1 protein-coding gene is annotated in these 4616 nt (G+C 70.9%); it reads right to left on the bottom strand.

Going from position 1 to position 4616, the window contains the following annotated elements:
• Positions 1 to 4616, bottom strand: a 4616-nt coding sequence (locus GA0115259_RS32810) for a type I polyketide synthase (protein ID WP_141716785.1), incomplete at both ends; no start/stop codon positions are given.

The raw sequence follows: 4616 nt of genomic DNA, 5'->3' as shown, positions 1-4616 counted from the left end.
CGCCGGCCCCAGCCGTACCGGCGCCAGCACGGCGTCACCGGTGGCCAGCGCGGCTTCGAACAGGGCGAGGCCCTGCTCCACCGGTAGCGGCGGCACTCCGGAGCGTGCCATCCGGTCCGTGTCGGTCTCCGTCAGTGTGCCGGTCATCCCGCCCGACTGGTCCCATGGGCCCCAGGCCAGCGACACTCCGGGCAGACCTTCGGTACGCCTGCGCTCCATGAGGGCGTCCAGGAAGGCGTTGCCCGCCGCGTAGTTGCCCTGTCCCGCGTTGCCGAACGTGGCCGCCGCCGAGGAGAAGACCACAAAGGCCGTCAGATCGAGATCGCGTGTCAGTTCATGGAGGTGCCAGGCCGCGTCCGCCTTGGGCCGCAGCACACGGTCCAGCCGCTCCGGCGTGAGCGCGCCGACCACACCGTCGTCCAGGACGCCCGCCGCGTGGACCACGGCCGACACCCGATGCCCGGCCAGCAGCTCCGCGAGCGCGGCTCGGTCCGCCACATCGCAGGCCACGGCCGTGGCCTGGACTCCTCGCAGCTCAAGCTCCGCGAGGAGCTCTTCCGCGCCGTCGGCGGCCGGTCCGCGCCTGCTGACCAGCAGCAGCCGTCGTACGTCGTGCTCCGCCACCAGATGCCGGGCCAGTACCGCGCCAAGACCACCGGTACCGCCGGTGATCAGCACACTGCCGCCATCGGTGTCCCAGACGGGACGCGCGTCGCTCCCGGCCGCCGGCCGGCGCACCAGGCGCCCGGCGCGTACCTCACCGTCGCGGACCACGATCTGTGGTTCGTCCGTGTCCAGGGCCGCCAACGGAAGAGCCGTCGGCGGAAGGGCCGTCGCCTCCTCGTCGGGATCGAGGTCGATCAGACCGAAGCAGCCGGGATTCTCCGACTGCGCGGACCGTACGAGACCTCGCACCGAGGCCGCCGCCACATCGTGGCCGCCGACGGCGCCGCGTGTCACAAAGACGAACCGGGAGTCCGCGAAGCGCTCCTCGGCCAGTCGGGCCTGGATGCGGGCCAGGGCCTGGTGGGTGAGCGCGTGTACGGAGTCGGCGGTGTCGGCGCCCTGATCCCCTGCCACGGGGATCAGCACCACACCCATCGGCAGCACGTCCGCCGGCTCCTCGCCCGCCGGCAGCTCATCGAGGGTCCGGGCCTCGGCACCCACGGCACGCAGAGCCTCGGCCAGGCCCAGTGTGTCCGGGCCGAGCACCACCACCGTCCGCTCAGCCTGCTCCGTGGGCTCAGCCCACTCCGGTCGCACCGAAGCCGCACCGGAAGGAGCCGCCACCGGCGTCCAGTCGAGCCGGAACAGCGCGTCCCGTGTCAGTGCGTCGGTATCGCTCAGGCTCTCGGTGGACAGGGCCCGCAGCGCCAGTGACTCCACCGACGCGACGGGCGCGCCCGTGGTGTCGGCGACGGCGATCGACACCGTTCCGTCGTCCGTACGGGACAGCCTGACTCGTACGGCGGAGGCTCCGGACGCCTCCAGCGACACACCGCTCCAGGAGAACGGGACACCCAGCGGGACACCGCCCGCGCGGCCGTTCGCTTCGGCGGGCGAGCCGATGAACCAGGCCGCGTGGAGGCCGGCGTCCAGCAGTGCGGGATGCAGTCCGAACGCCTCCGCGTCGGCCCGGACGCCGTCCGGCAGGCTGAGCTCGGCGAAGATCTCGCCGTCGCGCCGCCAGGCGGCCCGTAGCCCCTGGAAGACCGGCCCGTAGACAAAACCGTCCTCGGCCCGAGCGTCGTAGAAACCGTCCAGCTCCACCGGTTCGGCGCCCACCGGCGGCCAGACCGTGGCGTCGAAGCCGAGGGCATCGAAGCCCGTGGCGTCGAGCCCGGAGAGGACCGCGGCCGTACGAGGGCCTGTGGCCAGTAGGCCCATGGCGTGCTGCGTCCAGGGCGCCTCGGTCCCGCCCTCGGGCCGCGAGTGGATCGTAACGGTACGTCGGCCGCTCTCGTCGGCCACTCCGACCCGTACCTGCGTCTGTGTGGCGCCGCGCTCCGGCAGCACCAGCGGCGCCGCGAGAGTCAGTTCGTCGACGCGGTCACTGCCGACCTCGTCACCGGCGCGGATCGCCAGTTCCAGCAGGGCCGTTCCCGGCACCAGAATCCGGCCCATGACCAGGTGGTCGGCCAGCCATGGATGAGTCCGCACCGAAAGGCGGCCGGTGAACAACACGCCTTCGTCTTCGGCCAGTTCGACCACGCCGTTGAGCAGCGGATGTCCGGCGGACATCAGGCCGACCGCGGCGGCGTCGGCGGCTCCGCGTGTGCCGTCGGGCCAGTAGGGCCGGTGCTCGAAGGCGTACGTGGGCAGCTCCACACGGGACGCGCCGCGCCCGGCGAAGTACCGGGCCCAGTCCACGGAGACACCGTGCACATGCAGTTGAGCCAGTGCGGTGACGGCGGACAGTTCCTCGGAGCGGTCCTTACGGAGCACCGGCACCGTGACCGTCCCGTCGGGCACCGACTCCCTCGCCATCGCGGAGAGCACTCCGTCGGGCCCCAACTCGACCAGTACGGTGGCACCTTGCTCGGCGAGAGTACGGACGCCATCGGCGAAGCGGACGGCCTCGCGGACATGCCGTACCCAGTAGTCGGGCGTGCACAGCTCCTCCGGGGACGCGAGCCCACCGGTCAGATTCGAGACCACGGGAACGGTGGGTTCCTGGAACGACACCGTCTCCGCCACGGCACGGAACTCATCGAGCATCGGCCGCATCAGCGGTGAGTGGAAGGCATGTGAGACCCGGAGCCCGGTCGTCTTCCGGCCGTCCCGCTCCAGCCGGGCCGCGATCTCTCGTACGACGTCCTCGTCGCCCGAAATCACCACCGAGGAGGGACCGTTGACCGCCGCGATCGACACCTGGGCCTGCGTTCCGTGCTCGGACAGCAGCGCAGTGATCTCCTCCTCGGTCGCCTGTACGGCGACCATCGCGCCACCGGCCGGCAGGGCCTGCATCAATGTTCCACGGGCCGCCACCAGTCGGCAGGCGCCCTCCAGCGAGAACACCCCGGCCACATGAGCGGCGGCGATCTCACCGATCGAATGCCCAGCTACGAAGTCGGGCCTGATGCCCCATGACTCCACCAGCCGGAACAGCGCCACCTCCACCGCGAACAACGCAGGCTGAGCAAAACCCGTCGCATTCAGCAGCTCGGCATCCTCACCCCAGATGACCTCCCTCAACGAGTCGCCCAACTCGCCGTCCAGCAACGCCAGTACGGAATCCAGCGCCTCCGCGAACACCGGGAACCGCCCGTACAACTCCCGCCCCATCCCGAGCCGCTGCGAACCCTGACCCGAGAACAGCACCGCCGTTCTGCCGCCGGTGACCGAGCCCGTGAAGGCCAGTGGATCCGGCTCGCCGACAGCCAGCGCCGCCAGTGCGCGCACCGTCCCAGCCGGCTCGTCGGCCATTACCACCGCGCCATGCTCGAACCTCGACCGGCCCGTGGCCAGCGAGAACCCGATGTCCACCGGCCGCAGTCCGGGCCTGGCCTGAATGTACGAGAGCAGCCGGGCCGCCTGGCCGCGCAGCGCCTCCGGTGTCTTGCCGGACAGCACCCAGGGCACCACACCGGACTCTTCCGACCTGATGGACGGCCCGGCTTCGGCACTGTCGAGCACCGAGCCCTGGGTCACCGTGGGCGACTGCTCAAGAATGACATGTGCGTTCGTCCCGCTGATACCGAAGGACGACACGCCCGCGCGCCGGACATGACCGGTCTCGGGCCACTCGGTGGGCGCGGTCAGCAGCTCCACCGCGCCCGACGACCAGTCGACATGTGACGACGGCTCGGTGACATGGAGCGTCGGCGGCAGCACACCATGGCGCATCGCCATGATCATCTTGATCACGCCTGCGGCACCTGCCGCCGCCTGGGTGTGACCGAGGTTGGACTTCACCGAGCCGAGCAGCAGCGGACGCTCCGCATCACGCTCACGACCGTATGTCGCGAGCAACGCCTGCGCCTCGATCGGATCGCCCAACGTGGTCCCGGTGCCGTGTGCCTCCACCGCGTCCACCTCGGCGGGTGAGAGTCCACCGCTGGCGAGCGCCTGGCGGATCACTCGCTGCTGCGAAGGGCCGTTGGGCGCGGTGAGACCGTTCGACGCACCGTCCTGGTTGACGGCGCTGCCCCGTACGACGGCGAGGATCTCATGGCCCTGGCGCCGGGCGTCCGACATGCGTTCCAGCAGAAGCATGCCGATGCCCTCGGACCAGCCGACACCGTCGGCCGACTCGGAGAAGGGCTTGGACCGGCCGTCTGGCGCGAGGCCCCGCTGCCGGGAGAACTCCACGAAGGTGTCGGGGATCGACATCACGGTGACACCGCCGGCCAGCGCCAGCGAGCATTCACCGCTCCGCAGCGCCTGGGCCGCGAGATGCATCGCGACGAGCGACGACGAGCACGCCGTGTCCACCGTCATCGCGGGGCCCTCGAAGCCGAAGGTGTAGGAGACCCGGCCCGAGGCGACGCTCAGCGCGCTGCCCTGGCCCTGGAAGCCTTCGTACTCCTTGCCGTTCAGTGTGGTGTTGTAGCCGCTGTACATCACACCGGCGAAGACACCGGTCCGGCTGTCGCGCAGCGAGTGCGGGTCGATAC

It is taken from the genome of Streptomyces sp. MnatMP-M17 (assembly GCF_900091995.1).
Classification (GTDB): Bacteria; Actinomycetota; Actinomycetes; order Streptomycetales; family Streptomycetaceae; genus Streptomyces.
This window is presented reverse-complemented; position numbering and strand designations above follow the sequence as displayed.